Origin of the sequence: Bradyrhizobium sp. Mp27 (assembly GCF_029953005.1) — a bacterium.
Classification (GTDB): Bacteria; Pseudomonadota; Alphaproteobacteria; order Rhizobiales; family Xanthobacteraceae; genus Bradyrhizobium; species Bradyrhizobium barranii.
In genome coordinates, this window is the sequence record NZ_JASAUS010000504.1 from 1 (window position 1) to 1,330 (window position 1,330).

A 1,330-nucleotide genomic window follows, 5' to 3' on the forward strand; every position below is an offset into this window, starting at 1 on the left:
GGTCGTCAGGCGGTGAAAAGCCGAAGGCAATCCTGTGCGCCTCGTCAGACAAGATGTTCGGCCGCATCAATCGGACTAGAAAAACGCACTCTCACGAATAGGACGGGCTAGCAACAGGCGTCAGGCCAAATTCGGCTGCATACCTCATCACGTCACTCGCGTGCTTGCGGGCGATGCTCACCAACGGGTTCGCTGCAGCATCGCCATACTTGGTCTTGACGATCTGCGCGTTCATGATCGGATCGTTGCTCTGCATCCGCGCCAGCGACTCGGCGGCCATCCGCCATTGCCCATAGGCGTGGCAGTAGGCCGCGAACGCCGGCACATCGACGCGGGACAATAGGCCCAGCCTATGCAGTTCGGGGGCGGTCTTCCACCATTCATCGGCAGCATAGCCGGTGATGAACGGCGGCGGCTCGGGCACATCAGCGGCGATCTCGGGCTGCGGCTCGGGCCTCATTGGTCGCTTGCCAGGGTTGCCGCGAAGTACTTTCAGCGGAAATGGCACTGGTGGGTTGGGCATGGGACTGCCTCCGGGCGCGTCGCCGGCAAGTCTGCTCGGTTTGAAGCTGGGAAACGAGGGGTTCCGCAGAATAATTTTTCCGGGCAAAAGGCGCGAACTGCGGGCGCTAAAATTGGAGCGCCGCCAGCGCTGGGAGACCCTGCCGTCACATGAAGCGAGGCCCCCCCCCCGCGCCCCCATCAAACATCCCGCCGCGCTCGGGCCGTCCACGTTGCATGCGTCAAACCGAGGTGACCGGTATCCTATAGCGGCGAGAACCGCTGTAGATGCCGTCCGCGCGCCTTTGAGAGCCTGATACTAAAAATGCGCTCAGCAGGTGCGCACTTGTCAAGAAACCTAACAAAACGCCGCGTCTGGTGATGCGCAGGTTCGGACAGCTGAAAGGGGTCTGGTCACGCACCGGCAAGTCCGGGCGCGGCCAGCGGGGTTTGAGGAAGTGCCGGTAGTTGGGGGGCGCACCAATCAAGCACCCGCAACCGCGACTTTGGGATTCAAGTGCATATCGTCCCCCGCCGCAACCAAGTCGGCAATCCGGCTGATGCACTCATCGTCGGTATAGTAGGCCGCGTGCACAAGAGTTTGGTCAGCTTCAATCTTGTCCAGCAACAAGGCTATATCCGCCGGCGTGACAATCAATTTCGAGAAAGTTTCTGTGGCGCTGTTGAGGTGGCGATTGATCCACTCACCTCGCATTAGCCCGTCCTATTCGTGAGAGTGCGTTTTTCTAGTCCGATTGATGTGGCCGCACATCTGCTCTGACGAGGCGCACAGGATTGCCTTCGGCTTTTCACCGCCTGACGACCGGTA

General features: G+C 60.5%; 2 protein-coding genes. Both read right to left on the reverse strand.

Annotated elements, in window-relative coordinates; translation table 11 throughout:
• Window positions 1-91: 91 nt before the first annotated feature.
• Complete coding sequence (locus tag QJT78_RS51345; RefSeq protein WP_281460886.1) at window positions 92-523, reverse strand: phage terminase small subunit P27 family; 432 nt, start codon at window positions 521-523, stop codon at window positions 92-94.
• Between the two features lie 462 nt (window positions 524-985).
• Window positions 986-1,216: a hypothetical protein gene (locus QJT78_RS51350; protein ID WP_281460887.1), complete on the reverse strand. Its 231-nt coding sequence runs from the start codon at window positions 1,214-1,216 to the stop codon at window positions 986-988.
• Window positions 1,217-1,330 lie beyond the last annotated feature (114 nt).

What these genes read in the sequence shown, in the direction of transcription:
- QJT78_RS51345 (WP_281460886.1), bottom strand. Translation starts at nt 523, where the DNA reads ATGCCCAACCCACCAGTGCCATTTCCGCTGAAAGTACTTCGCGGCAAC.
- QJT78_RS51350 (WP_281460887.1), bottom strand. Translation starts at nt 1,216, where the DNA reads ATGCGAGGTGAGTGGATCAATCGCCACCTCAACAGCGCCACAGAAACT.